22 protein-coding genes are annotated in these 26,861 nt (G+C 73.9%); 18 read left to right on the top strand and 4 right to left on the bottom strand.

The window, feature by feature from the left end:
• The first annotated feature begins 54 nt into the window (after window positions 1–54).
• Window positions 55–1,002, top strand: coding sequence for a cytochrome c oxidase assembly protein (locus HC251_RS01625; RefSeq protein WP_219943583.1), 948 nt, complete (start codon window positions 55–57; stop codon window positions 1,000–1,002).
• Here the strand turns inward: HC251_RS01625 and HC251_RS01630 are convergent.
• Complete coding sequence (locus HC251_RS01630; protein ID WP_219943584.1) at window positions 992–1,546, bottom strand: TetR/AcrR family transcriptional regulator; 555 nt, start codon at window positions 1,544–1,546, stop codon at window positions 992–994. The two genes, HC251_RS01625 and HC251_RS01630, sit on opposite strands and share 11 nt — an antisense overlap.
• Window positions 1,547–1,579: 33 nt before the next feature.
• Here HC251_RS01630 and HC251_RS01635 point away from each other — a divergent pair, with 33 nt between their 5' ends.
• The 3 genes from HC251_RS01635 (at window position 1,580) to HC251_RS01645 (ending at window position 3,920) form a co-directional block, all read left to right on the top strand.
• The gene (locus HC251_RS01635; protein ID WP_219943585.1) at window positions 1,580–1,948 is read left to right on the top strand and encodes a VOC family protein; all 369 of its coding nucleotides are present in this window, start codon (window positions 1,580–1,582) and stop codon (window positions 1,946–1,948) included.
• Between the two features lie 55 nt (window positions 1,949–2,003).
• Window positions 2,004–3,440, top strand: a complete 1,437-nt coding sequence (locus tag HC251_RS01640; protein ID WP_219943586.1) for a PLP-dependent aminotransferase family protein — start codon at window positions 2,004–2,006, stop codon at window positions 3,438–3,440.
• A 165-nt stretch (window positions 3,441–3,605) separates the two neighbouring features.
• Window positions 3,606–3,920 carry a hypothetical protein gene (locus HC251_RS01645; protein WP_219943587.1) on the top strand — a complete coding sequence of 105 codons (315 nt, stop codon included), beginning with the start codon at window positions 3,606–3,608 and terminating at the stop codon, window positions 3,918–3,920.
• Between the two features lie 48 nt (window positions 3,921–3,968).
• On the opposite strand, the gene HC251_RS25910 is transcribed toward HC251_RS01645, so the two are convergent.
• Complete coding sequence (locus HC251_RS25910) at window positions 3,969–6,659, bottom strand: IMP dehydrogenase (protein ID WP_304608299.1); 2,691 nt, start codon at window positions 6,657–6,659, stop codon at window positions 3,969–3,971.
• A 322-nt stretch (window positions 6,660–6,981) separates the two neighbouring features.
• Between HC251_RS25910 and HC251_RS01660 the strand changes: the two genes are divergently transcribed.
• From HC251_RS01660 to HC251_RS01690, 7 genes are all read left to right on the top strand, one after another.
• Window positions 6,982–8,400, top strand: a complete 1,419-nt coding sequence (locus tag HC251_RS01660; RefSeq protein WP_219943588.1) for a pyridoxal-dependent decarboxylase — start codon at window positions 6,982–6,984, stop codon at window positions 8,398–8,400.
• A gap of 198 nt (window positions 8,401–8,598) precedes the next feature.
• Window positions 8,599–9,171 (top strand): NYN domain-containing protein, encoded by a 573-nt coding sequence (locus tag HC251_RS01665; RefSeq protein WP_219943589.1) that lies wholly within the window; start codon window positions 8,599–8,601, stop codon window positions 9,169–9,171.
• A gap of 30 nt (window positions 9,172–9,201) precedes the next feature.
• Window positions 9,202–9,711, top strand: coding sequence for a YqgE/AlgH family protein (locus tag HC251_RS01670; protein WP_219943590.1), 510 nt, complete (start codon window positions 9,202–9,204; stop codon window positions 9,709–9,711).
• 28 nt (window positions 9,712–9,739) lie between these two features.
• A complete protein-coding gene (locus HC251_RS01675) occupies window positions 9,740–10,132 on the top strand; it encodes a hypothetical protein (protein ID WP_219943591.1) in 393 nt (130 codons plus the stop codon).
• Entirely contained in the window at window positions 10,132–11,241 is a 1,110-nt protein-coding gene (locus HC251_RS01680; protein WP_219943592.1) for a GuaB3 family IMP dehydrogenase-related protein, read from the top strand. Before HC251_RS01675 ends, HC251_RS01680 begins: the two co-directional genes overlap by 1 nt.
• A gap of 8 nt (window positions 11,242–11,249) precedes the next feature.
• On the top strand, window positions 11,250–12,896 hold the full coding sequence (gene guaA, locus HC251_RS01685) for a glutamine-hydrolyzing GMP synthase (protein WP_219943593.1): 1,647 nt from the start codon (window positions 11,250–11,252) through the stop codon (window positions 12,894–12,896).
• 26 nt (window positions 12,897–12,922) lie between these two features.
• Entirely contained in the window at window positions 12,923–13,531 is a 609-nt protein-coding gene (locus HC251_RS01690) for a hypothetical protein (RefSeq protein ID WP_219943594.1), read from the top strand.
• Window positions 13,532–13,537: 6 nt separating this feature from the next.
• Here HC251_RS01690 and HC251_RS01695 read toward each other — a convergent pair whose 3' ends face one another.
• On the bottom strand, window positions 13,538–14,833 hold the full coding sequence (locus HC251_RS01695) for a YbhN family protein (protein WP_219943595.1): 1,296 nt from the start codon (window positions 14,831–14,833) through the stop codon (window positions 13,538–13,540).
• A gap of 23 nt (window positions 14,834–14,856) precedes the next feature.
• Here HC251_RS01695 and pcrA point away from each other — a divergent pair, with 23 nt between their 5' ends.
• The 4 genes from pcrA to HC251_RS01715 all read left to right on the top strand — a co-directional run bounded on the left by pcrA (window position 14,857) and on the right by HC251_RS01715 (window position 23,067).
• Window positions 14,857–17,163: a DNA helicase PcrA gene (pcrA, locus tag HC251_RS01700; RefSeq protein WP_304608300.1), complete on the top strand. Its 2,307-nt coding sequence runs from the start codon at window positions 14,857–14,859 to the stop codon at window positions 17,161–17,163.
• A gap of 16 nt (window positions 17,164–17,179) precedes the next feature.
• Window positions 17,180–18,418: an alkaline phosphatase PhoX gene (locus HC251_RS01705; protein WP_219943596.1), complete on the top strand. Its 1,239-nt coding sequence runs from the start codon at window positions 17,180–17,182 to the stop codon at window positions 18,416–18,418.
• Window positions 18,419–18,622: 204 nt separating this feature from the next.
• On the top strand, window positions 18,623–21,559 hold the full coding sequence (locus HC251_RS01710) for a glycosyltransferase (RefSeq protein WP_219943597.1): 2,937 nt from the start codon (window positions 18,623–18,625) through the stop codon (window positions 21,557–21,559).
• On the top strand, window positions 21,559–23,067 hold the full coding sequence (locus HC251_RS01715) for a class I adenylate-forming enzyme family protein (RefSeq protein ID WP_219943598.1): 1,509 nt from the start codon (window positions 21,559–21,561) through the stop codon (window positions 23,065–23,067). The genes HC251_RS01710 and HC251_RS01715 overlap by 1 nt, the downstream gene beginning before the upstream one ends.
• Window positions 23,068–23,189: 122 nt before the next feature.
• On the opposite strand, the gene HC251_RS01720 is transcribed toward HC251_RS01715, so the two are convergent.
• Window positions 23,190–23,738 (bottom strand): hypothetical protein, encoded by a 549-nt coding sequence (locus tag HC251_RS01720; protein WP_219943599.1) that lies wholly within the window; start codon window positions 23,736–23,738, stop codon window positions 23,190–23,192.
• A gap of 160 nt (window positions 23,739–23,898) precedes the next feature.
• Between HC251_RS01720 and sucC the strand changes: the two genes are divergently transcribed.
• The 3 genes from sucC to HC251_RS01735 all read left to right on the top strand — a co-directional run bounded on the left by sucC (window position 23,899) and on the right by HC251_RS01735 (window position 26,820).
• A complete protein-coding gene (sucC, locus tag HC251_RS01725) occupies window positions 23,899–25,038 on the top strand; it encodes an ADP-forming succinate--CoA ligase subunit beta (RefSeq protein ID WP_219943600.1) in 1,140 nt (379 codons plus the stop codon).
• A gap of 34 nt (window positions 25,039–25,072) precedes the next feature.
• Window positions 25,073–25,966 (top strand): succinate--CoA ligase subunit alpha, encoded by an 894-nt coding sequence (gene sucD, locus HC251_RS01730; RefSeq protein WP_219943601.1) that lies wholly within the window; start codon window positions 25,073–25,075, stop codon window positions 25,964–25,966.
• A gap of 92 nt (window positions 25,967–26,058) precedes the next feature.
• Window positions 26,059–26,820 carry an exodeoxyribonuclease III gene (locus tag HC251_RS01735; RefSeq protein ID WP_219943602.1) on the top strand — a complete coding sequence of 254 codons (762 nt, stop codon included), beginning with the start codon at window positions 26,059–26,061 and terminating at the stop codon, window positions 26,818–26,820.
• Window positions 26,821–26,861 lie beyond the last annotated feature (41 nt).

Genomic DNA, 26,861 nt, shown 5'->3' on the forward strand with positions numbered 1-26,861 from the left:
GGCGGGAGCCTCCGCCCCGACGGTGGCGGGGGAGGCCCGGTACCGTCCGCTGCCATGGTCGCCCTCGCCGCTCCCTCGGCGGCGACCCTGCTGCGGCCGGCGCCCGACCCGGCCTTCGTCGTCCTCGTGGTCGTGCTGGCCGCCACCTACGCCGCCCTCGTCCGGGCGCGCGGCCGGCGCCACCCGGACAGGGCGTGGCCCGTCGGTCGGAGCGTCGCCTTCGGGTCCGGCGTGGGTGTGCTGGTGGTGGCGACCCAGTCGGGGCTGGGTCGCTACGACACCGCCCTGTTCAGCCTGCACATGGTCCAGCACCTGCTGCTCGGCATGGTCGCCCCCCTCCTCCTCGCCCTCGGCGCCCCCGTCACCCTCGCCCTCCAGGGCGCGCCCCGGGGGGTGCAGGTCGGGCTGCTGCGGATCCTCGGCCACCCCGTGGCCCGGGTCGTGAGCCACCCGATCGTCGCCTGGGCCCTGTTCACCCTGAGCCTGTTCGCCCTCTACTTCACCCCGCTGCTCGGCCTGTCCCTGCGCGTCGACCTGGTCCACACCGCCGTGCACCTCCACTTCGTGGCGGCCGGGTTCCTCTTCTGCTGGTCGGTGCTCGGGGTCGATGCCGACCGGCGTCGCACCCCCCACGCCGCCCGGCTCCTCGCCGTGGCCCTGACCATCCCCCTGCACGCCCTGCTCGGCCTGGTCCTGCAGGCGGGGGCCGACGACCCGCTGGCGGCCGACGAGTACGGCCGCGTGGTCCGCGACTGGGGCGGGTCGCTGGCCGCCGACCAGCGCACCGGGGCGGGGGTGCTGTGGGGGCTGGGCGAGGTGTGGGGCGTCGTGCTGGTCGTGATCGTCGCCGCCGGGTGGATGGGGGCCGAGGCCCGGCGCCAGGCCCGCGAGGACGCCCGCCTCGACGCCGCCGACGCCCGTCGTGCCGCCGCGGTCACCGGTCGTCCCGACCCCCACCCCGACGCCGCCGAGGCGCCCGCCCCCGGCCGGCTCAGCCCATGACCGCGGCGGTGACGGTGTCGACGTCGCCGGCGGTCAGCCGCCCCGGGCTGACCAGCCGCCGGTAGAGGAGGGCGCCGGCCAGGGCCTCGGCGACGGCGCGCGGGTCGCGCCCGTCGCCCCGCTCCTCCAGCTCGACGGCGACGGCTCGGGCCAGCCCGCCGAGGCGCTCGGCCGACGAGGCCCGCAGCGCCGTCGCCATGTCGGGGTCGCGCTGGGCGGCGTCGACGAGGGCGGGCAGCAGCGGCCCGGACCAGCCCTCGACGAGGTGCTCGAGGATGGCGCGGACCGGCACCGGGCGATCGGACCCCCGGCCGGGTTGGACGACGAGGTGGGCGAAGGCGTCGAGCACGAGGGCGTGGCGGTCGCCGTAGAGGCGGTAGACGCTGGCCTTGCCGGCGCCCGCCCGCCGGGCCACGCCCTCCACGGTGAACCCGCCCCACCCGGCGGCGACGAGCTCCTCGAGGGCCGCCCGTCGCAGCCGGCCCCGGGTGCGCTCGAGCCGCGGGTCCTCACGAGCCGGTTGACCGTCAACTCTGGAACGCATACGTTTCAGAGTAGCGACCGAGAGGAGGCTGTCATGACCGTGACGGTCCGCTACATCGTCACCGACGCCGGGGTCACCTCGGACTTCTACCGCGACGCCCTGGGCTTCACCGTCGACATGGCCATGGGCCCCGACTTCGCCATCGTCAGCCGGGACGGGCTGCGGCTCATGCTGAACCGGCCGGGGGCCGGCGGGGCGGGCCAGCCGTCCGACGCCGGGGACGCGCCGGCGCCCGGCGGGTGGAACCGCATCCAGCTGGCGGTCGACGACGTGGGCGCCGAGGTCGAGCGCCTCGTCGCCGCCGGCGCCCGGTGCCGCACCAGCCCGGTGCAGGGCAACGGCGGGGTGCAGGCCGTGGTCGAGGACCCCGCCGGCAACCCCATCGAGCTCATCTCGGCCTGACCCGACCGACCCGTCCCCGCCCGTCCGGAGTGGTCCACCGCTAGGGTCCACCGCCGTGGCGGTGCAGTGGACCGGTCTGGGGCCCGAGCTCCTGGTGCGGCTCGACCGCACCGTCGGCGAGCCCCTCGGGGCCCAGCTCCAGCGCGAGCTGCGGGAGGCGATCCGGGCCGGCCGCCTCGCCGCCGACGAGCGGCTGCCGTCGTCGCGGGTGCTCGCCGCCGAGCTCGGCGTCTCCCGCGGCCTCGTCGTCGACACCTACGCCCAGCTCGAGGCCGAGGGCTACCTCGTCACCCGGGTCGGCTCGGGGACGCGCGTGGCCGCCGACGTGGCCGAGGAGCCCGGACCCTCGGCCCACTCGGCGTCGCGTCGCCGGGCTCCCCGACCCGCCCCACCGCCGGCGCCCCGCCTCGACGTCGACTTCGAGTACGGCCTGCCCGACCTGGCGTCGTTCCCCATGCGGGACTGGCTGTGGGCGCTGACCGAGGCCGGGCGGACCACATCCATCGCCGGGCTGGGCGACGAGGTCGAGGGCGGCGCCCCCGAGCTGCGACGGGTGCTCGCCTCCTACCTCGGCCGGGTGCGGGGGAGCTGCGCCGAGCCGGCCGACGTCGTCGTCACCGCCGGGTTCCGCCAGGGGCTCAACATCGTCCTGCGGGCCCTGGCCGGCTCGGGGATCACCCACGTGGCGCTGGAGGACCCGGGCCCGCGGGAGGACCCGACCATCGTCGAGCGGTGCGGTCAGGTCGCCGTCGCCGTGCCGGTCGACGAGCGGGGCCTCGACGTCGACGCCCTGGCCGCCACCCGGGCCCGCGCCGTCGTCGTCACGCCCGCCCACCAGTGCCCGACGGGCGTGGTGCTCGCCCCGGAGCGCCGCCACGCCCTCGTCGCCTGGGCCGAGCGGGTCGACGGCGTGGTGATCGAGGACGACTACGACGCCGAGTTCCGCTACGACCGCCAGCCCGTCGGGTCGCTCCAGGGCCTGGCCCCCGACCGGGTGGTGGCCATGGGGTCGGTCAGCAAGACCCTCGCCCCGGCTCTCCGGCTCGGGTGGATGCTGGTGCCGCCGGCGCTGATGGGCGCCGTCCTGCGGGAGAAGCAGCTGGTCGGGCGGGGCGCTCCCGGGCTCGACCAGGTGGCGCTGGCCCGCCTGATCGAGTCGGGCCGCTTCGACAAGCACCTCCGCCGGATGCGGGGCGTCTACGACCGGCGTCGGTCCGCCCTGGTCGAGGCCCTGGCCGAGCACGTCCCCGGCGTCGCCCTGCGGGGCCTGGCCGCCGGCTGCCACGCCGTGGTCCCCCTCCCGGCCGGGGCCGACGAGGCCGCCGTGGTCGCCGAGGCCCGGCGCCGCGGCGTCGGCGTCTACGACCTGGGCCGCTACCGGGTGGAGCCGGCGCCGGCGGCCGACCCGGCCCTGGTGCTGGGCTTCGGCGACGTCGACGAGCGGGCGATCCGCCGGGGCATCGCCGCCATCGCCGACCTCCTCCGCCCCTGACCCCCACGAACCTTGTCCGGAACCGTGCCAGGGAGGGGGACTTGCGGACAAAGGTCGCGCTGCCGGTGGGAAGTGGTCCACTCGGAAGCCGATCCATTGGCCCTTATCGGTGGACCGGTCCGGGCGTACCGTCCTCCTCGGACCCACCCCGCCGAGGAGCCCCCCATGAGCACGACCCCCACCTCCATCCCCACGACCCCCGCCCCCGCCACCCTCACCGAGGCCGAGATCGCCGATCTGGCCGAGGCCGTCGCCGTCGACGGACCCGCCGCCCACGAGCGCGGGCTGCGCCGCCTGGCCGCCGCCGTCGCCGCCCGGGTGCGGGCCACCCCCCGCACCGAGACGGCCATCGAGGTCATGCTCGACCGCACCGCCGCCCCCGTGCTGCGCAGCCGGGCCTTCGGCCTGGCCAGCGCGGCGCTGATGGCCGACCCGGCCGCCGGCACCGCCACCGTCGACGTCCGCGACCGGGCCGCTTGACTTGGTCGGCACTCGCCGCCCGCTCGCACGCGAGCCGGCGGGACTTCGCTACCCCCAGGTGCCGTAGTTGGGGGCGTTGGTGGTGATCTGCACGTCGTGGGGGTGGCTCTCGCGGAGACCGGCGCCGGTGATGCGGACGAAGCGCCCGTGGTCGCGCAGGTCGGCGACCGTGGGGGTGCCGCAGTAGCCCATGGCCGACCGCAGCCCGCCGATGATCTGGTAGACGACGGCCGACAGCGGGCCCTTGTAGGCGACCCGGCCCTCGATGCCCTCGGGGACCAGCTTGTCGGCCTCGGTGACCTCGCCCTGGAAGTAGCGGTCCTTGGAGAACGACCGGGCCTTCATGGCGCCCATGGAGCCCATGCCCCGGTACTCCTTGAACCGCTCCCCCTGGTGGAGGACGACCTCGCCCGGCGACTCGTCGACGCCGGCGAGCATCGAGCCCAGCATCACGACGTCGGCGCCGGCGGCGATGGCCTTGGCCACGTCGCCCGACGACTGCACGCCGCCGTCGGCGATCACGGTGGCGCCCCGACGGGCGGCGGCCACGGCGCAGTCGTAGATGGCGGTGATCTGGGGGACGCCCACCCCGGCCACGACCCGGGTGGTGCAGATCGAGTTGTGGACGATCACGTTCTCGGCGATGAAGCTGTGGGTCGGGCAGTCGACCTCGATGTCGTAGACCGGCACCGACAACCCGAGGTCGCGGCGATCCAGCTGCTTGACGACCTGGTGGTCGGCGAGGTGGCGACGAGCGTGCCCGACGTCGAGGCGGGTCCGATAGCTCGGTCGGCATCGCTCGTCGCTGGTGCCGACGAGCCCGCCGGCCGAGCCCTTCTCCTTCACGACCGCAGGGAAGGAGCCGTTCAAGAGGAAGCAGAGGACGCCGAACAGCTCCGAGAGGCGGGGCGACGTGTTGCGGAACCCGAAGCGCCCGTCGGCACCGAGGTGCCCGTCACTGATCAAGAGCCCGTCGTAGAGGCCCTGCAGGTACCCGGGGTGCGAGCAGAGGTAGCCGGATGGGAGGTGCTTCTCGGTGCGCTTGCCGAACCGGGCGAGCAGACGGGCCCACTGCAGCGAGTACAGGTGGACCGTGATGACCTTCCCGCCCTCGACCGTGGACGGTCGCACACCCGTGACCCGCTCGACGGCGTTCACCAGCTTCAGCGCGAGGCCGGCCTCCTTCGGAGCGAAGTACCACGAGACCCGCCCGATCTCGGACCGTCCGTTGGTGTTGAGGAAGGCGTGGCCGTCGCCGAGGAAGGTGCCGAAGAGCAGCCCGAGGTCGTACGACTCGTGGATCTCCGTGCGGTACCGGGCGAGGTCCCTCTCCCGCTCGGAGAAGTCGTGCAGATCGATGTCGAGGTGGTCGGGGAGCTCGAAGCCGATGGACCGAGGGGCGAGGAGCGTGGCTCGCTCGGCCTCGCCGATCTCCTTCCACACCAGCTTCGAGGTCGATGTCCGCGTCGCCCGCTCGAGCACCTTGACGTACCCCCGCGAGGCGACCGATGACGGCGTGGTCGAGGACAGGTCACCGACGAAGAACCGATGGTCGGGCGTCATGACCATCTCGTTGCCCGATGCGCCGTGGCGCACGGCCATGACCTTGCGGATCCCCGTGCACCACGCCCGCTTCACGGTCACCGCTTCGCCGTGCATGTTCACGACACGGTCACCGGCGACGACGTCCTCGATGTTCCGGTAGGTCGCGTCGGCCATCAGCACGCGGGTGCCAGCGGCGAAGCAGCCGGGTCCGATGCCTGCCTTCACGGCGTCGGCGCCGGCGTCGAGGAGGGCGTCGGTGGCGGCCCCGGTGGCCACGTTCCCGGCGATGATGTCGACCTGGTCGCCGTGGCGGTCCTTGATCAGCTTCACCGCGTCGAGCACACCCTGGGAGTGGCCGTGCGAGGTGTCGACCACGAGGATGTCGACGCCCGCCCGCACCAGCTCGGCGGCCCGCTCGAGGGCGTCGCCCCCGGTGCCGACGGCGGCGGCGCAGCGGAGCCGGCCCCGCTCGTCGTGGGTCGAGTGCGGGTACTGCGAGCGCTTCTTGATGTCCTTGACCGTGATGAGCCCCCGCAGGTACCCGTCGTCGTCGACCACCGGCAGCTTCTCGATGCGGTTCTGCCAGAGCAGCTCCTTGGCCTGCTCGAGCGTGGTGCCGGGCGGCGCCGTCACCAGCGGCAGGCGGCGCATGACCGACGAGAGGGGCTGGTCGGTGTCGCCGACCATGGTGTCCTCGGCGAAGCGCAGGTCGCGGTTGGTGAGCAGCCCGACCAGCTTCCCGTCGGGGTCGGTGATGGGCACGCCCGAGATCCGGTAGTGGGCCATGAGGTCGAGGGCGGCGCTGACGGGGGCGTCGGGGCCGAGCGTGACCGGGTCGACGATCATCCCCGACTGGGAGCGCTTGACCTTGTCGACCTCGGCGACCTGGTCCTCGACGGAGAGGTTCCGGTGGATCACGCCGAGCCCGCCGAGGCGGGCCAGGGCGATGGCCAGCCGGGCCTCGGTGACGGTGTCCATGGCCGCCGAGACCAGCGGGATGGCCAGCTCGACTCGGGGCGTCAGACGGGTGCGGGTCGACACCTGGGCGGGCACGACCGACGAGGCGTCGGGCACCAGGAGGACGTCGTCGAAGGTCAGGCCCTCCTTGGCGAACTTGGCCGGGAAGCCCTCGCTGAGACCCGCGGGCGACCCGCCGAGCGGCCCCCCCTCGTCGTGGTGGACGCCGTCGCTCACTGGCGCACCGCCGATCGGGGGACGACACCGCCTGCGTCGGTCGGCGCTGGGCGCCAGCGAGCGCCGACGGCTCCGCAAGCTCCGCCGCCGGGGAGGCATCCGTGCTGCCTGGCTCGCTCGCTGCGCTCGCTCACTCCCATCGCCCGATCCTAGTGCTCGCCCCGCGACCCTCACCCACCCCGTGGCGGGGACGGATCCGGGCGCCAGGGCACCCGCGATCGTCGCAGGACGGCGGAGGGGGCGGGGACCGCGAGGCGTCGGCGCCGGCCCGTCGCCCTACGGTGCCGGGCGTGAGCCGAGAGCAGCGAGCGGACCAGCACGCATGAGCGACATGCCGTGGACAGACCCGGCCGCCGAGCTGCGGGCCGATGGCCCGGCGGTGCTGGAGTGGGCGGCCCGCTACCTGGCCGAGGTCGGGGAGCGGCCGGTGCTGTCCCCGGTCGCGCCCGGGTGGGTGCGGGCCCAGCTGCCCGCCCACCCGCCCGCGGCGGCCGAGGGGTGGGACGCCATCCTGGCCGACCTCGACCGGGTGGTCGTCCCGGGCACGGCCCACTGGCAGTCGCCCGGCTGGTACGCCTACTTCCAGTCGAACTCGTCGGCCGCCGCCGTCCTGGCCGAGGCCCTGATCACCACCTTCGGGGTGCAGGGGATGCTGTGGCACACCGGCCCGGCGTGCACCGAGGTCGAGACGCTGGTCCTCGACTGGCTGGCCGAGCTGCTCGACCTGCCGTCCGCCTTCCGGTCCGACGGCCCCGGCGGCGGGGTGATCCAGGACTCGGCGTCGTCGTCGACCCTCGTCGCCGTGCTGGCGGCCCGCGACCGGGCCCGCCGCGCCGGGGCCCGCCTCGACGACCTGGTCGCCTACACCTCGATCGACGCCCACTCGTCGGTCGAGAAGGGCCTCCGCGTCGCCGGCCTCCTCTCCGAGCAGCTGCGCCCCGTGCCCGTCGACGCCGACCGGGCCCTGCGCCCCGTCGCCCTGGCCTCGATGGTCGAGGAGGACCTGGCCGCCGGGAAGGTCCCCTTCCTCGCCGTGGCCACCGTGGGCACCACCTCGACCCACGGCATGGACCCGCTCGGCGCCATCGGCGAGCTGGCCCGGGCCCACGGGATGTGGTTCCACGTCGACGCCGCCCACGCCGGAGCCGCCGCCCTCGTGCCCGAGCTCCGCTGGATCCACGACGGCCTGGACCGGGCCGACAGCTACGTGATGGACCCCCACAAGTGGCTGTTCACGGCCATGGACTGCTCGGCCCTCTTCGTGCGGGACGCCGCTCCGCTGGTCGACGCCCTGTCGATCACGCCCGAGTACCTGCGCAACACGGCGTCGGGGTCCGGGGAGGTCGTCGACTACCGCGACTGGCAGGTGCCGCTGGGCCGCCGCTTCCGGGCCCTCAAGCTCTGGGCCGTCATCCGCCGCTTCGGCGCCGAGGGCCTGCGGACCGCCGTCGCCGGCCACGTCGCCCTGGCCCAGGGGCTGGCGGCCCGCCTGGCCGACGACCCCCGCTTCGAGCTGCCGCTGCCCACGCCGCTCAACCTCGTGTGCCTGGCCCACGTCGGCGGCGACGAGGCCACCGAGGCGCTGCTCGTCGCCCTCAACGCCACCGGCCGGGTCGCGGTCTCCCACACCCGGATCGACGGGCGGTACCTGCTGCGCCTGTCGATCGGGCAGACCCGCACCACCCGGGAGACCGTCGACGAGCTGTGGTCCCTGATCGACGAGCACGCCCCCGCCGCCTGATGGCGCGGCGACGCACGACGATCGTCGTCCTCGCTGCCTGTCCTCGCGCCGCCCGCAGCCTCGACGATCGGCAGCGGGCCGCGCCGGTCCCGTTCCTGGTACGGATCGTGGCCTCCCGGGGCGTGATCGGTACCGAGAACGGCATCGACGGGCCGACGGCTGCCCCGCGTCGCGCCCCGACGGGGCATCCTGGTCCCCATGGGCGACGACGGTGGTGACGGCGGGCGGACCTACCTGCTGATCGACGGCGAGAACATCGACGCCACGCTCGGCGTGAGCATCCTGGGCCAGCGCCCGGCGCCCGAGGAGCGGCCCCGCTGGGACCGGGTGCGCAGCTTCGTGGAGCGGACGTGGGACCAGCCGGTGACCGCCCTGTTCTTCGTCAACGCCAGCTCCGGCAGCCTCCCGATGCCGTTCATCCAGGCCCTCATGGCGATGGGCTACACACCGGTGCCGCTGTCGGGCCCGGCCGGCGTCAAGGTGGTCGACGTCGGCATCCAGCGGACGCTCACCGCCCTGGCCGACCGCGACGGCGACGTCGTCCTGGCCAGCCACGACGCCGACTTCGTCCCCCAGGTCAGCCCGCTGCTCGACGACCGGCGGGTCGCCCTCCTCGCCTTCCGCGAGTTCGTGAGCACCCAGTACCTCGACCTCGTCGACGCCGGTCTCGAGGTGTTCGACCTCGAGGAGGACGCCGGCAGCTTCACCCGCCGCCTGCCCCGCCTCCGCATCATCCCCCTCGACGAGTTCGATCCCGCCGACTTCCTGTAGGGGGGTCCGCCCGCGGCATCATCGGGGGCGATGGCTGGTCCCTCGCTCGCCGGTCGGCTCCTCGTGGCCACGCCCCTCATCGGCGACGACACCTTCCGGCGCACGGTCGTCCTGCTGCTGGCCCACTCCGACGAGGGCGCCTTCGGCGTGATCCTCAACCGCCCGACCGAGAAGCCCGCCGCCGACCTGCTCGACGGCTGGGGCGCCCGGGCGGCGGCACCAGGGGTGGTGTTCGTGGGCGGACCGGTCGACACCGACAGCGTGGTCGGGCTGGCCCGCAGCGGGGCCGTCGACCTGCACCTCGACCCCGACGACGACGCCGACTCCCCCGTCGAGATCCGCCTCTACGCCGGTCAGTCCGGCTGGGGCCCCGGGCAGCTGGAGGACGAGATCGGCACCCGGGCATGGTGGGTGTGCGACGCCGAGGAGGACGACACCCTCACCCGCGACCCCGAGCACCTGTGGGAGCGGGTCCTGCGTCGCCAGCCCGGCACCACCGCCTGGTTCGCCAACCACCCCGACGACCTCCGCACCGGCTGAGCCCGACCCGCCCGTCTAGCCTGGGACGATGGCCACCCTGTCGTTCGAGGGCGAGACCCACGGCGAGCTCGTGATCAAGGTCCGCCGCTGGCTCGCCTCCCTCGAGGGCGAGGAGCCGGGCCACATGGCCACGGCCGACGCCATCGAGCAGGGCGCCGAGCTCACCAAGGAGGCGCTGCGGATCATCGCCGCCGCCGCCCCCGAGCCCATCGCCCAGCACGAGGTCGTCAAGGCCCTGACCGGCCTCGGCTACAAGGCCACCGACGCCACCAAGGAGGCCATCATCGACGGGCTCGACTCCGTCGAGGAGGTCACCGGCGGCAGCGTGGTGAAGCGGGCCCGCGACGTCGCCGAGCAGGCGGTCTACGAGATGAACGCCCAGGTGGCCCGTCAGATCCTGAAGTCGCTGCGACCCCGCTGATGCCCGACATCGAGATCGGCATGGGCAAGGCGGCGCGGCCCGCCTACGGGCTGGACCAGGTGTCCATCGTCCCCAGCCGCCGCACCCGGGACCTCGACGACGTCGACACCGGCTGGGAGATCGACGCCTTCTCCTTCGCCGCGCCGATCATGGCCTCGGGCATGGACAGCGTCGTCAGCCCGACCACCGCCGTCGCCCTCGGCGAGCTCGGCAGCGCCGGCCCCCTCAACCTCGAGGGGCTCTGGACCCGCCACGACGACCCCGACGCCATCCTCGCCCGCGTCGCCGTCCTCCCCGAGGACGAGGCCTGGGCCGAGCTGCGCCAGGCCTACGCCGCCCCCGTCCGCCCCGAGCTGATCCGTGACCGGGTCAAGGAGATCCGGGGCGCCGGCGTGGTGTCGTGCGGGTCGGTGACGCCCCACCGCGTCGAGGCCCTGGCCGACGCCATCGTCGCCGCCGAGCTCGACCTGCTGGTGATCCAGGGGACCGTCGTGTCGGCCGAGCACGTCACCAAGGGCGACCCCGACCCCCTCAACCTCAAGACCTTCGTCCGCCGGCTCGACCTGCCGGTGATCGTCGGCGGCTGCAGCAGCTACCGGGCCGCCCTCCACCTGATGCGCACCGGCGCGGCCGGGATCCTCGTCGGCGTGGGCGAGGGGTCCTCGTCGTCGACCCGGCGCGTCCTCGGCCTCGGCGTCCCCCAGGCCACCGCCATCGCCGACGCCCGGGCCGCCCGCATGCGCCACCTCGACGAGACCGGCGTCTACGTCCACCTCGTCGCCGACGGCGGGATCCGCACCGGCGGCGACATCGCCAAGGCCATCGCCCTCGGCGCCGACGCGGTGATGGCGGGCGCCGCCTTCGCCGCCGCCACCGAGGCGCCGGGCCGGGGCTGGCACTGGGGCCAGGCCGCGGTCCACGCCGACCTGCCCCGCGGGACCCGGGCCCCCGTGGCCCAGGTGGGGACGCTGGCCGAGGTGCTCCACGGGCCGGCCACCGACGACACCGGCTCCATGAACCTGGTCGGCGCCCTCCGCCGCACCATGGCCCTCACCGGCTACGCCAGCACCAAGGAGCTCCAGAAGGCCGAGCTGGTCGTCCAGGGCTAGGGCCACGGATGGTGCCTGGCACCATCCGTGCGCCGGCGCCGTCGGGACGGATCGACGGGCGCGGGTACGGTTCCGCTGTGGCCCCCTCGGACGAGAACGCGATCCCCGAACAGCTCGACGAGCGCCCGATCCTGGTCGTCGACTTCGGTGCCCAGTACGCCCAGCTGATCGCCCGGCGGGTGCGTGAGGCCCACGTCTACAGCGAGATCGTCCCCGCCTCGCTCAGCCCCGAGCAGATCGCCGAGCGGGCGCCCGCCGGCCTGATCTTCAGCGGCGGGCCGGCGTCGGTCCACGTCGAGGGGGCACCGACCATCGACCCCGGCGTCTACGACCTCGGCATCCCGATCCTCGGCATCTGCTACGGCGCCCAGCTCGTCGCCCAGCAGCTCGGCGGCACCGTCGAGGCCACCGGGCGCTCCGAGTACGGGCGCACGCCGCTCGACGTCACCCACCCCGACGCCGTCGTCTTCGGCGGCGGCCAGCCCGACCACCAGCAGGTCTGGATGAGCCACCGCGACTCCATCCAGGTCGCCCCCGAGGGCTTCACCGTCACCGCCTCCAGCCCCGACGCCCCCGTCGCAGCCATGGAGGACGTCGCCCGCCGCATCCACGCCGTCCAGTTCCACCCCGAGGTGGTCCACACCCCGCACGGCCAGCAGATGCTGGAGCGCTGGATCTACGAGGTCTGCGGCAGCCCCGCCGACTGGACCATGACCTCCGTCATCGACGCCGGCGTCGAGGTCGTCCGCCAGCAGGTCGGCGACGCCCGGGTCATCTGCGCCCTCTCCGGCGGGGTCGACTCCGCCGTCGCCGCCGCCCTCGTGCACCGGGCCATCGGCCCCCAGCTGACGTGCGTGTTCGTCGACCACGGCCTGATGCGGGAGGGCGAGGGCGAGCAGGTCGTCGAGACGTTCCGTCGCCACCAGGGCATCGAGCTGATCCACGTCCAGGCCCAGGACCGGTTCTTCGCCAGGCTCGAGGGCGTCACCGACCCCGAGGACAAGCGCAAGGCCATCGGCGAGGAGTTCATCCGGGTCTTCGAGGAGGCCTCGGGCGGCATCGAGGACGCCCGCTTCCTCGTCCAGGGGACGCTGTACCCCGACGTCATCGAGTCCGGCGGCGGCGACGGCGCCTCGACGATCAAGAGCCACCACAACGTGGGCGGCCTGCCCGAGGACATGCAGTTCGAGCTGGTCGAGCCGCTCCGCAGCCTGTTCAAGGACGAGGTCCGGACGCTCGGCACCGAGCTGGGCCTGCCCGACGAGATCGTCTGGCGGCAGCCGTTCCCCGGCCCCGGCCTCGGCGTGCGCATCATCGGCGAGGTCACGCCGGCGCGGGTGGCCCTCCTCCAGCGGGCCGACACCATCGTCCGCGAGGAGATCCGGGCCGCCGGCCTCGAGCGTGACATCTGGCAGGCGTTCGCCGTTCTCCCCGACATCCGCAGCGTCGGCGTCATGGGCGACGAGCGCACCTACGGGCACCCGATCATCATCCGGGCCGTCACGAGCGAGGACGCCATGACCGCCGACTGGGCCCGCCTCCCGCACGACCTGCTCGAGCGCATGTCCAGCCGCATCATCAACGAGGTCGACGGCGTCAACCGCGTCGCCTACGACATCACGTCCAAGCCGCCGGGCACCATCGAGTGGGAATGACCCGCTGGAGCTGCCCCGGAGCCCCGATGTCCGTCGCCCGTCGCCCGTCCCGTCTGATCGCCGCCGCCCTGGTCACCGTCCTGGTGGCCTGTGGCGGCGATGGCGGCGGTGACGACGCCGAGACCACCGACAGCACGACGCCCGACGAGCTGAGCCCGGTGCCCGACCCGCTCGAGTCCCTGGGCGAGCCGCCGCCCGGTCAGGGCGTGGCCGTCATCGGGATCGAGGAGCTGTCGTTCACGGTCACGGCCTGCACCGAGGGCCCCCGGCCCGAGGACACGCCCCAGGCCACGCTCGACTACCTGGTCGAGGGGACCGGCGAGTCGAGCGACGGGCCCTTCACGGTCGAGGTGAGCCGCTACCGGTCCGACTCCGGGGTGGGCGACCCCGTCTTCACCGAGACGGCCCGCATCACCTTCGGGGTCGACGACGACGCCCGGGGCGCCGAGGCCAAGCGCACCTCTGTCGGAGCCGACGACGGCTGGCTGGACCTGGCCGACCCCGAGGCCACGACCCCCCTCATCGAGCGGCGGGGCGACTCCTTCGACGTGCGGGGGACCTTCGGCCCCGAGGGGGCCACGGCCAGCGACGACGGCCTCGAGGAGGGCCGGCTCCGGGCCCGCTGCCCGGCCTGAGGTGCGTCAGGCCGACCGGCTCTCGCGCTCGTCGGGTTCGTCCACGTCCCACACCCGGACGTCGGCCATGTCGGCCGCGTCCACGGCCAGGTCCCGGATCGGGTGGCGGCTCCGGATCTTGCGCAGCGAGGTGGGCCCCAGGCGGAGGGTCGCGTAGCTGATGGCGCCGAGGGGGATCGGCAGCCAGAACTGGGCGATCCGGTAGGTCAGGACCGACACGGTGGCCTCGCTCTGGACCAGCCCGAAGCCGACGAGGGTGGCGATGAGGGTGTACTCGATGACCCCCAGCCCCCCGGGGGTGATGGGGATGACGGCGAGGATGTTGGCGATGCAGAAGGCGACGATGACGTCGACCGGGTTGAGGGTGGGGCCGAAGGCGCGGATGAACACCCACAGGGCGGCGGCGTCGAGCAGCCAGTTGATGGCCGCCCACGCCAGCCCCCGGCGCAGCAGGGTGGGGTTGTCGAGCAGCTCGGCCAGGCGCGCCACCAGGCTGCGGACGAAGCGCTCGGCGGTGTCGGGCTCGAGGAACGGCAGCCGGCCGGCCACCGCCCGCACGACCCGCACCGCGGTGTCACGCCCCTTGAGCATCAGGGCGACACCGGCGGCCACCGCCCCGAGCAGGAGCATCCCGACGATGGCGGCGGTGCCGTAGACGGGGTTGAACCCGTCGAGCGGGATCGAGATGAGCAGGGCGACCCACAGCAGGAGGTTGAGGACGATGGCCGACCCCAGGCCGACGGTGGCCATGGTGAACCCGGCCGACGCCCCGTCGACGCCCGCCTGGGTGAGCAGCCGGTAGCCGAGGGTGCCGCCGGCGGCCGACCCGCCGGGCACCAGGTTGGTGACGGCCTTGGTCGACAGCTGGATGCGCAGCACCGAGATCAGGCCCAGCCGGGGCCGGGGCGGCAGCGTCACCCGGGTCAGCTGGGCGTAGGCGACCAGGGCGGCCACCTCGAGGCCGAGGGCGAGGAGCAGGAAGAAGGGGTTGACGGCGCTGAGCCGGTCGACGGCCTCGCCCACGTCGCCCAGCGTCGGGAGCACGAAGTAGTTGAAGACGAGGAAGAAGAGGATGATCAGCGGCGTCCGCTTGAGCGTCTTGGTCGTCGTGACCTTGAGCATCTCGGCGGTGACGTTGGTGCCGAGCAGGCCCTCGGTCTCGGTCTCGGCGTCGGGGCGCGGCTCGTCGTCGCTGCCGTCGGCAGCGCGCGGGGGCAGGTCCGAGGGCGGGGTCGCGCCGATGGCGGCAGTCTCCCAGGAACGCCGGCCCGACTGCGACCTCTTGCGGGGGAGTCCTGTCACAGGGCCTCGGTAGGGTGGCCGCGATGCCCTCGGGGACCCGTGACGACGACGAGATGGAGCTGCTGCGGGGGCTCAACCCGGCGCAGGCCGACGCCGTCACCCACGTCGAGGGTCCCCTCCTCGTGCTGGCCGGCGCCGGCTCGGGCAAGACCCGGGTCCTGACCCACCGCATCGCCCACCTGATCCGCGACGAAGGCGTGTCCCCGTTCGCCATCTTGGCCATCACCTTCACCAACAAGGCGGCCGACGAGATGAAGCACCGAGTGGAGGGGCTCGTCGGCCCCGTCGCCCAGAAGATGTGGGTGTCCACGTTCCACTCGGCGTGCGTGCGCATCCTCCGGCGCGAGGCCCCCCGCCTGGGGTACCCGTCGAGCTTCACCATCTACGACATGGCCGACGCCCAGCGGCTGATGGGCTACGTCATCCGGGACCTGGACATGGACCCCAAGCGGTTCTCGGCCCGGTCGGTCTACGCCCAGATCTCGGCGGCCAAGAACAAGGGCCTCGACGTCGAGACCTACGCGGACCAGGCGTCGAACCCGTTCGAGCGGCGCTTCGCCGAGGCCTACCGCGACTACCAGGGCCGGCTGCGCAAGGCCGGCGCCATGGACTTCGACGACCTCCTCGGCGTCACCGTGGAGGTGCTCAAGGCGTTCCCCGACGCCCTCGCCCACTACCAGCAGCGCTTCCAGCACATCCTCGTCGACGAGTACCAGGACACGAACCCGGTCCAGAACGAGCTGATCCTCCTCCTGGCCTCCGACCACCGCAACGTCATGGTGGTCGGGGACGGGGATCAGTCGATCTACGCCTTCCGCGGCGCCGACATCTCGAACATCCTCGACTTCGAGAAGGCGTTCCCCGAGGTCACGACGGTGCTGCTGGAGCAGAACTACCGGTCGACCCAGACGGTGCTCGACGCCGCCAACGCCGTCATCGCCAACAACGTCGGCCGCAAGCCCAAGGAGCTCTGGACCGATCAGGGCAAGGGCGACCTGATCTCCCGCTACCACGCCGACGACGAGGCCGACGAGGCCCAGTGGGTCACGGGGCGGATGTCGGCCCTGCACGACCAGGGCTACCGCTGGGGTGACATCGCCGTCTTCTACCGGACCAACGCCCAGAGCCGCGTGCTCGAGGAGGCCCTGGCCCGCGGGTCCATCCCCTACAAGGTCCTGGGCGGCACCCGGTTCTACGACCGGCGCGAGATCAAGGACGCCGTGGCCTACCTGAAGGCCGTCGCCAACCCGGCCGACGAGGTGTCGGTCAAGCGGGTCGTGAACACGCCCAAGCGGGGCGTGGGCGACGCCTCCGTCGCCCGGCTCGACGCCTGGGCCGCCAGCCAGGGGGTGACCTTCCTCGACGCCATGCGCCGGGCCGACGAGGCGGGCATCGGCGGCCGGGCCGTGAACGGCATCGTCAGCTTCCTGGCCGTCATCGACGAGGCCGCCGACGTCCGCGACGAGGGTCCGGCCCGGATGCTCGAGGTCCTCCTCGACAAGAGCGGCTACGTCGCCGAGCTCCGGGCCGAGCACTCCATCGAGGCCGAGGGGCGGATCGAGAACCTGGCCGAGCTGGTCGGCGCCGCCCAGGAGGTCGAGGACGTCGACGCCTTCCTCGAGTCGATCAGCCTGGTGTCCGACACCGACGCCCTCGACCCCGACGAGTCCCAGGTCGTGCTGATGACGCTGCACTCGGCCAAGGGCCTGGAGTTCCCGATCGTGTTCGTGATCGGGATGGAGGACGGCGTCTTCCCCCACATCCGGGCCCTGACCGAGCCGGCCGAGCTGGAGGAGGAGCGCCGCCTCGCCTACGTCGGCATCACCCGGGCGCGCGAGCTGCTCCACCTCAGCCACGCCTGGGCCCGCACCATGTTCGGGGCCACCCAGTACAACCCGCCCAGCCGCTTCCTGGAGGAGATCCCCAGCGAGCTGGTCACCGAGATCCAGGGCCGGCGGCGCTCGTCGCGGGGCGGCGGGAGCTGGGGCGGGCGGCGCAGCGAGGGGGAGGGGTACGGGTCGAGCTCCTGGGGCGGGCGGGGCCGGCCCGAGCGCGACGGGCGCGACGGGATGAGCCCGGCCCGGGCCCGGCGCGAGGCGGCCCGGCAGATGCAGGTCGACGCCGCCATCGAGGCCGGCCAGAGCGCGGCCCCGTCGCCGGCGGCCACCCACGGCATCCGCATCGGCGACGACGTCCGGCACGCCAAGTGGGGCGAGGGCGTCGTCCTCGACCTGCAGGGCCACGGCGACAAGACCGAGATCACGGTCCGCTTCCCCAGCGAGGGCGAGAAGGTCCTCCTGCTGGCGTGGGCGCCCATCACCAAGGCCTGACGGGTACCTTGCCCCGGTGCACACTGGGGAACAGGGACTGGATCGACGGCGCGTCCTGCGCCTGATGGGCCTCGGGCTGGTGTCGACCGCCGTGGCGCCGTGGGTGGCCGGCTGCAGCGACGACGGGGAGAGCAGCACCACCACCACCACCACGACGGCCGGCGGCGGGGGCGCGTCCACCACCACGACCACCGCGCCGCCCGGTCCGGTCCGGCTCGGGCCCCTCGGCGAGCCCGACGCCAACGGCGTGCGGCTGCCGGAGGGCTTCACCTCCCGGGTCCTGGCCACCAGCGGCGAGGAGGTGGCCGGCACCGGCTACACCTGGCACGGCAGCCCCGACGGCGGCGCCTGCTTCGCCCAGGACGACGGCGGCTGGATCTACACGTCCAACTGCGAGGAGGGCCTCGGCACCGGCGGGGCGTCCATGCTGCGCTTCGACGCCGACGGGGAGGTCGTGGGCGCGGCCCGCATCTGCGAGGGCACGGCCGTGAACTGCGCCGGCGGGGCCACGCCGTGGGGCACCTGGCTCACCTGCGAGGAGATCCCCGACGGGCAGGTCTGGGAGTGCGACCCCACCGGCGCGGAGCCGGCCGTGGTGAAGCCGGCGCTGGGCCGGTTCAAGCACGAGGCGGTGGCCGTCGACCCGGTCGCCGAGGTCCTGTACCTGAGCGAGGACGAGCCCGACGGCGCCCTCTACCGCTTCACGCCCGCAGCCTGGCCGAGCCTCGACGAGGGGACGCTGGCCGTGCTCGCCGGACCGGAGGGCGACCGCCGCTGGGCCGACCTGCCCGACCCGTCCGGCGGTGCCGCCAACCCCACCCGCAACCAGGTGGCCGACGTGGTGCGGTTCAACGGCGGCGAGGGCCTCGCCCACTTCGAGGGCACGACCTACCTGGCGACCAAGGGCGACAACCGCATCTGGGCCCTCGACGGCGACGACGTCGAGGTCGTGTACGACGGGGCCACGACCGACGCCGTCGGCGAGACCGGGCCGCTGCTGGCGGGGGTCGACAACATCACCGTCGACGCCGCCGGCGACCGGTACGTGGCCGAGGACGGCGACACCATGGACATCGTGCGCCTCGCCCCCGACGGGATCGTGGAGCAGGTGTGCCAGATCGTGGGCACCGAGGGCTCCGAGGTCACCGGGCCGGCGTTCTCGCCCGACGGCACCCGGCTCTACTTCAGCTCCCAGCGGGACCCGGGCCGGACCTACGAGGTCAGCGGCCCCTTCCCCCACGCCGCCGCCGGCTGACACCGGGCGCGACGCCGGGGCACGACCGCCCTCGTCCGCCGCCCGAGCGCGAGGAGGGGCGGTGGCGGGGGCGGGCACCTGCTTGGACTCGTCCGCGCGCAGGTGGCAGCCTACGAACCGTGCCCGCTCGGCCGCGGGCGGCGCCCTGGACGCCCACGGGCGTCCCGTCGACCCGATCGGAACGCGCCGACCCGTGACCCCGTCATGACCGACGCCGTGGCGTCCCGCCCGGTCGTCGTGGCCCTCGTTCCGGCCAAGGACCGCGCCGACGACATCGGCGCGACGGTCCAGGCACTGCGGGGCCTGGCCGAGGTCGATCGGGTCCTGGTCGTCGACGACGGCTCGGTCGACGACACCACCGGCGCGGCGCGCCGGGCCGGGGCCGAGGTCCTGCGGCTGCCGACCAACCGGGGCAAGGGCGGCGCCGTGCTGGCCGGCGTGGCGGCCACGCCGGACACCGACGTCTACCTGCTGATCGACGCCGACCTGGCCGAGACGGCCTCGGCCGCGCACCTCCTGCTGGAACCGGTGCTCGACGATGAGGCCGACCTGTCGATCGGCGTCTTCCCGCCGGCGGAGGGGCGGGGCGGGGCCGGGCGGGTCAAGGCGATGGCCGCCGCCATCATCCGCCGGACGACCGGTCACGACATCCGGGAACCCCTCTCGGGTCAGCGGGCCGTCCGCCGCGAGCTCCTCGCCGACCTGCCGCACGCCGAGCGCTTCGGCCTCGAGACCGCCATGACCATCGATGCCCTGCGCGGCGGGGCCCGGGTCGTCGAGGTCGAGGTGCCGATGGACCACCGCCACACCGGCGGCTCGTGGGCGGGCGTCGTGCACCGGGCCCGCCAGGGCGCGGACATCGTCCGAGCGTCGTGGCCCCGCCTGGTCGGGCCCCGGGGGCGCGTCGTCGTCGCCGCCGTCGCCCTCGTGCTCGCCGTCCTCGTCACCTTCCTCACGGCCCGGGCCACCGAGGTCGTCAGCGAGCCGGCCGGGTCCGAGGCCCGATCGGTGGTCGTCTTCGGGATCCCCCGCCTGGCGCTGTCCGACATCGGCAGCGGCCACGCCCCCAACCTCGACCGCCTGGTCGCCGAGGGCGCCATGGCGTCGATGACGGTGCGGACGCTGGGCGGCACCCCCTCCTCGCTGGAGGCCTACTCCACCCTGTCGGCCGGGGCGCGGGTGCTCGACCTCGCCGCCGCCGCCGAGGCCCTCCCCAGCAACGCCCGCCTCGAGGGCTCCACCGCCGCCGAGGTGGCGGAGCGGCGGTCGGGGATGCCGGTCGAGGGCGACATCGTCGTCCCCGCGGGGGCGGCGGCCCGGCGGCTCTCCGGCGCCGACGTGCCCAGCCGGCCGGGAGCCCTGGCCGACGCCCTGCACGACGCCGGCCTCACCGCCGCGGTCGTCGGCAACGGCGACACGCGGAACGACGCCGGGGAGGTGCTGCCCAGCCGGCCCGCGGCGGTGGCGGTGATGGACCCCGCCGGCAGCGTCGACGGCGGGACCGTCACCAGCTCGCTGCTGCAGGACGACCCGGAGGCACCGTTCGGGATGGGCATCGACCCCGACGCCTTCCTCGCCTCGGCCGACGCAGCCATGGCCGACGCCGACCTCACCGTCCTCGACCCCGGGGAGATGGACCGGGTCAGCGCCTACGCCCCCCTCGTCGGCGTCGACCAGTACGAGCGGCTGCGGCTCGAAGCCCTCGAGCGCACCGACGCCCTGCTGGGCGAGGTCGTCGCCGCGCTGCCCGACGACGCCCTGCTGCTGGTGCTCGGGGTGACCCCTCCGACCCGCCGGTGGGAGCTCACGCCCGCCGTCGCCTACGGGGCCGGCGCCCAGCCCGGGCGCCTGCACTCGCAGTCGACCAACCGCGACTCGCTGGTGACGCTCACCGACGTGTCGACCACCGTGCTCGACGCCCTCGGCGTCGACCGCCCCGACGGGATGATCGGGCGGCCCCTCCGCTACCAGGACGGGTCGGCCGACCTCGACGCCCTCGAGCAGGTCAACGACGTGGCCGCCGGGCGGGAGCGCATCTACTACCCCATGGCCCAGACGTTCATCATCGTCCAGGCCCTGGCGTACCTGATCGCCGTCTTCGCCCTCACGACGACCGACGCGCCGCGACGCATGACGTCGTCGCTCCGCGTCATCGTGCTGACCTTCGCGGCGTGGCCGCTGGCGACGTTCCTCGTCCGCATCGTGCCCGTCGCCATGACGTGGGACGCCGGCACCCACATCCTCACGTGGGTGGTGGCCGTCGCCGTCGCCCTCCTCGCCCGCACGGCGCGCGGCCACCCCCTCGCCCCGCTGGCCGCGATCACCACCGCCACCGTCGTCCTCCTCGTCGCCGACGTGGCCCTCGGCGCCCGGCTCCAGACCTCGAGCGTGCTCGGCTACTCGCCCCACACCGCGGCGCGCTTCACCGGGTTCGGGAACACCGCCTACGCCGTGCTGGCCGCGTGCGCCCTCGTCACGGCCATCGTCACGTGCGCCCGTCGCCCCGGCTCCCGGCCCGCGGTGGCTGCCGCCGCCGCCCTCCTCGCCCTGGTGGTCGTGGCCGACGGCGCGCCGTGGCTGGGCGCCGACGTCGGGGGCATCTTGAGCATGGTCCCCGTCTACGGGCTCGTCGTGGTCGCCCTCCTGGGGCACCGGCTCACCTGGCGCGCGCTGATCATCGCCGCGCTCGCCACCGCCGCCGTCCTCGCCCTCGCCACCGGCATCGACCTGCTGCGGCCACCCAGTTCCCGCACCCACCTGGGGACCTTCGTGAGCGACTCGCTGAAGGACACCTCGACGTTCACCACGACGATCTCGCGGAAGTGGGCCACCAACCTGCGGGTGTTCCGCCAGTCGATCTGGACGTGGATGGTGCCGATCGTCGCCCTGTTCAGCCTCTACGTGCTCGTCGTGGCCAAGGGGTGGCGGCGCCTGCTCCCGCGGGGGTCGGCCCTCCGCCTCGGCGTCGTCGCCGCCCTGGGACTGGGCCTCCTCGGTTGGCTCGTCAACGACTCGGGAGTGGTGGTGACCGCCCTGGTGTTCGTCTACATCGGGCCCTTCCTCACCCTCCTCGCCCTCGCCGCCCGGCTTCCCGAGCCGGAGCTGTTCCCACCCACCTCCCACCAGGAGCCCCATCCGTGATGCCCGGACTGGGACGGGCCCGCAAGGCCCGCCTCGCCTTCGACCATGACCTCACCCTGGCCGCGGTCTTCGACCGCCTGGCCGAGACCGGCGGCGACCAGGTGCTCGTCGACGAGCAGGACGGCGACGTCCGCACGTTGGCCGACGCCGCCGACCAGGTCGCCCGCTGGGCCGGAGGTCTGGAGGGGGAGATCGAGCCCGGCGGGATCGTCGTGGTGGCCACCCCGAACGGCTACGACCAGCTGCTCCTGTGCGCGGCCGTCAGCCGCGCCGGGGGCCTCCCGGCCCCGGTGAACGATCGGCTCCGCCCCGACGAGATCGACCACATCGTCGCCGACGCCGGCGCCACCCTGGTGCTGCGGTCGGCCGCCGACGTCCCCGCCGGCGGGTCGCGGATCGACACCGCCCCCGACCTGGACGCCAAGGGGGTCGGCGCCGTCTTCTACACGTCCGGCACCACGGGCCGGCCCAAGGGGGCCGAGCTCAGCCACCGGGCCCTGGTCGGCCAGATGAACCGCATGGCCCTCGTGCCCGGCGGGCTGGGCCGCCACGAGGCCGTGTTCAGCCTGCCGATGGCCCACATCATGGGGTTCGTGGTGGCCCTAGGCCTGGCCTACGCCCACATCCCGGCCCGGTTCCTCCCCCGCTTCCGGGCCGAGGCCATCCTCGACGAGATCGAGGAGCGGCGGGCGTCGGTGTTCGTCGGGGTGCCGACGATGTACCGGATGCTGCTCGACGCCGGCGCCGAGGACCGCGACCTCACCTCGGTCCGGGTCTGGATCTCGGGCGCCGACGCCATGCCCTCCGAGCTGGCCGACCGCTTCTCCCGCATGGGTGCCCTGGCGACCCTGCCCGGCGGCCGCACCGTCGGCCGGGCCCTGTTCGCCGAGGGCTACGGGATGGTCGAGACCGGGGGCAGCGGCGCCCTCAAGCTCGACCTCCCGGGCCTGCCCGACTCGGTGCGTCGCCTCGGCGTCCCGGTGCCCGGCTACAAGACCCGGGTCGTGGGCGAGGACGGGGCCGAGGTGGCCCGGGGCCAGGTCGGCGAGCTCCAGCTGTCGGGCCCGGGCGTGCTCAAGGGCTACCGCGGGGCCGAGGACGCCACGGGCGACCTCTTCACCGACGACGGGTGGCTGCGCACCGGGGACCTGGTGCGCCGGGGCCCGCTCGGCGCCTTCGCCTTCGAGGGGCGGGCCAAGGACATCATCGTGCGGGGCGGGTACAACGTCTACGCCGTCGAGGTCGAACAGGCCCTCGAGCGCCACGACGCCGTGGCCGAGGCCGCTGTCGTGGGGCTGCCCGACGACCGCCTGGGGGAGGTGCCCGTCGCCGCCGTCCGCCTCTGCCCGGGCGCCACCGCCGAGCCCGAGGAGATCCGGGCCTTCGCCCAGGAGCAGCTCAGCTCCTACAAGGTCCCGAGCGAGGTGCTGATCGTCGACGAGCTGCCCCAGAGCGGCACCCGCAAGGTCCAACGGGCCGAGGTCCGGGACCTCTTCACCGACGACTGACGCCGAACCTTGTCCGGAAGTCCCCCTCCTCGGCAGGGTTCCGGACAACGTTCGCGGGGGCAGCCGCAACCTTGTCCGGAAGTCCCCCTCCTCGGCAGGGTTCCGGACAAGGTTCGAGGGGGTCAGCCGCCGTCGTCGGGGACGTCGCCGGACTCGGGGGCGGTGGTCGTCGGGGCCACGGTCGTGGTGGGCCGGCGGTCGAAGTTGAGGTCGACGTCGAGGCGGCCGTCGTCGACCTCGACCGGGTAGCCCTCCAGGCCCTCGCCGTCGGCGGGGGCGGTCAGGTCGTCGTCGCAGCGGGCCCGGAACAGCTCCTCGTCGGGCTGCCACAGCCAGGTGCAGTCGCGCGCCTCGCCCGGTGGCTGGGCCCGGAAGGCGTACCAGCCCTCGTCGGGGTCGTCGCCGAGGTGCTGGAGGATGATGTCGCGCTTGTCGCCTCCGTCGGTGTCGCCGATGTCGGCGTAGAAGATCGGCCCGCGGTCGGCGATCTCGTCGGCCAGGTCCTCGGCGTCGCCGCCGTCGAAGGTCTGGTCGCCCAGGCGGACGTCGAGGCTGTCCTGGCGCGAGGACAGGATCGAGACGCCGTAGAGGACGAGGGCGATCACGGCGATGCCGACCCCCGACACGGCGAGGGCGCGTCCGGCGTGACCGCGCGACCTCTCCACCGGCATCGGTCCAGCATCCCAGGGCGGCCCGGCGCGGGGCGAGTCGGGGCCGCCGGCGGGGCTCCGGTCGTGCGACGACGGTCACGGAAATGGGCGTCGGGGGCGCCTACCTGGTAACCAAAGCGACGCACCCCGTCCTGCCACCAGCGAGAAGAGACGCCCCCGCATGGACCTGTTCGAGTACCAAGGCAAGCAGTTCTTCGCCACCTTCGACATCCCGGTCTCGCCCGGCGACGTGGCCATGACGGTCGACGACGCGGTGGCCGTGGCCGAGCGCATCGCCGACTACCCCGTGGTCGTGAAGGCCCAGGTGCAGGTGGGCGGGCGGGGCAAGGCCGGTGGCATCAAGCTGGCGGCGAACGCCGACGAGGTGCGCGAGCACGCCGGGAACATCCTCGGGATGGACATCAAGGGTCACACCGTCCATCGCATCTGGATCGAGCACGCCTCGGACATCGCCGAGGAGTACTACGCGTCCTTCACCCTCGACAGGTCGGCCAAGAAGCACCTCGGGATGCTCAGCGCCGAGGGCGGCGTCGAGATCGAGACCGTCGCCGAGGAGAACCCCGACGCCATCGCCAAGATCTGGATCGACCCCGTCGACGGGCTCACCGAGGACGTGGCCCGTGAGTGGGTCGCGGCGGCGAACCTGAACCCCGATGCCAACGAGGGCGCCGTGGACATCCTCCTCAAGCTCTACACCGCCTACGTCGACGGCGACGCCGACCTGGTCGAGATCAACCCGCTGATCCTCACCCCCGAGGGCAAGGTCCACGCCCTCGACGCCAAGGTCACCCTCGACGCCAACGCCGGCTTCCGCCACGACCTCTCGGAGTACGAGGCCACCCAGGAGCGCGACGAGCGCGAGCAGGCGGCCCACGACAAGGACCTCCAGTACGTCGGGCTCGACGGCACCGTCGGCGTCATCGCCAACGGCGCCGGGCTGGCCATGAGCACCGTCGACATCATCAACCAGGTCGGCGGCAGCCCCGCCAACTTCCTCGACATCGGAGGCGGCGCCAACGCCGACGTGATGGCCGGGGCCCTCGAGGTCATCACCGGCGACCCCAACGTGAAGAGCATCTTCATCAACATCTTCGGGGGCATCACCAAGGGCGACGAGGTCGCCAACGGCATCGTCCAGGCCCTCGACCGGGTCGACATCACCGTCCCCATGGTCATCCGCCTCGACGGCACCAACGCCGAGGAGGGCCGGAAGATCATCGCCGAGCAGACCGGCGGCAAGGTCCAGTCCAAGTCCACGATGGTCGAGGCCGCCGAGGCCGCCGTCGAGCTGGCCCGCTGAGCGCGGTCAGAGCGAGAGCAGGAACGAGCAGAGCATGAGCATCTTCGTCGACGAGACCACCAAGGTCGTCTACCAGGGCCTGACCGGCTCCCAGGGCCGCTTCTACGGCCTCCGCAACCGCGACTACGGCACCCAGGTCGTGGCCGGCACCAACCCCAAGAAGGCCGGCACCGACGTGGACGGCATCCCGATCTTCGCCAGCGTCGCCGACGCCAAGGCCGAGACCGGTGCCACCGTCTCGTGCGTCTTCATCCCCGCCGCGGGGGTGAAGAGCGCGGTCATGGAGGCCGCCGAGGCCGGCATGGAGCTGGTCGTCGTCATCACCGAGGGCGTCCCCGCCCACGACGAGGCCTGGTTCTTCAACAGGGTGAAGCGGGACTTCCCCGGCACGCGCATCCTCGGCCCCAACTGCCCCGGCCTCATCAGCCCCGGCAAGGCCAACATCGGCATCACCGCCGGCGAGATCGCCAAGCCGGGTGGGCCGGTCGGCATCGTCAGCCGCTCGGGCACCCTCACCTACCAGGCCCTGTACGAGCTCAAGCTGGCCGACATCGGTGTCACCACCTGCGTGGGCATCGGCGGCGACCCCGTCCCCGGCACCTCGTTCATCGACTGCCTGGAGGCCTTCGAGGCCGACCCCGAGACCAAGGCCGTGATGATGATCGGTGAGATCGGCGGCTCGGCCGAGGAGGAGGCCGCCGAGTTCATCAAGGACAAGATGACCAAGCCGGTCGCCGCCTACGTCGCCGGCGTCACCGCGCCCCCGGGCAAGAAGATGGGCCACGCCGGCGCCATCGTCTCGGGCGGCAAGGGCACCGCCGCGGCGAAGATCGAGGCCCTCGAGGCCGCCGGCGTCCGCGTCGGCCAGAACCCCACCGAGGCCGGCGCCCACATGGTGAAGATCGTCGAGGAGCTCGGCCTCAGCTGAGCAGCGGCGGCGCCTGCGTCACCACCGGAGAACGCCCGGAGCGAGCACGGAGTGGGTCAGACCCACTCCGTGGCCGCCGCGATTCCGTGAGGATGATCTCGTGGAACTGCAACGGGCTGCGGTCGGTGATCGCCAAGGGGGTGCTCGAGCAGCTCGTCGTGGAGGAGCAGCCCGATGTGCTGCTGCTGCAGGAGACGCGGGTGCAGGTCGAGCCGCCGGGGCTGGGGTTCCTCGACGGCTACGAGCGGACCTACAACGTCGCCGACCGCCCGGGGTACTCGGGGACGGCGGTGTTCAGCCGGCTCCCGATCGCAGCCTCCCGCGAGGGGCTGGGCCGGACCCTCCGCGACCCCGAGGGACGGGTCCTCACCGTCGACCTCCCCGGCCTCACCGTCGTCAGCGCCTACGCCACCAACGCCCGGCGCGACCTGTCGCGCCTCCCGGAGCGGGCGGCCTTCGACGCCGCCCTGACCCGGCACCTCCGGACGCGGGCCCGGACCCGTCCGGTGGTCCTCGGCGGTGACCTGAACGTCGCCCCGACGGCCATGGACCTGGCCCGGCCCACGTCGAACAAGGGCCGCTCGGGCTGCACCGACGCCGAGCGGTCGGCGTTCCAGGCCCACCTCGACGCCGGCTTCGTCGACGCCTACCGCCACCTCAACCCCGACGGGCGGGACTGGACGTGGTGGCTCAACGTCTCCTTCGCCCGTGAGCGCGACGTCGGCTGGCGCATCGACCACTGGCTCGTCAGCCGGCGCCTCCGCTCCCGGCTGGTCGCCGCCCGGGCCCTCCAGCACGTGCGCGGCAGCGACCACTGCCCGATCCTCCTCGAGCTGGCGACCACCCCGAGCTGACCCCGCGCCCAGATCGCCTCCGAGGCGATCCGGGCGCGGGT

This window comes from Iamia sp. SCSIO 61187, assembly GCF_019443745.1.
Classification (GTDB): domain Bacteria; phylum Actinomycetota; class Acidimicrobiia; order Acidimicrobiales; family Iamiaceae; genus Iamia.